Source organism: Peribacillus sp. SIMBA_075 (assembly GCF_046534585.1).
In genome coordinates this window covers 1-244 of sequence record NZ_JAWRYN010001394.1, presented here as the reverse complement: position 1 = coordinate 244, position 244 = coordinate 1, and the positions used below count along the sequence as shown (strand labels likewise).

Here is a 244-nt window from a genome sequence, read left to right as displayed (position 1 = left end):
GACGCGAGCTTGTCACCGACCGGGGTCACCGCGGTCACACCCGGACCGACCGGTGAAGCGACGACGGGCGTGCCCGCGGCCGGCGGCGGAACCGGGGTGGTTGCCGCGACCACGCGGAGGGTCACGGTGGCCGTGTCGCAGGCGGTGGGCGGAGCGACGGCGCACAGCTGGTAGGCGAGTGTGTACGTTCCCGGAACAGCCGTCGCCGGGACCGTGAGATCGCCGGCGGTCGTCAGCGCAGCAC

1 protein-coding gene is annotated in these 244 nt (G+C 74.2%); it reads right to left on the bottom strand.

Annotation, left to right across the window (positions count from 1 at the left end; translation table 11 throughout):
• The coding region (locus SB775_RS32915) for a hypothetical protein (protein ID WP_410865488.1) at positions 1 to 244 on the bottom strand (244 nt) is incomplete at both ends.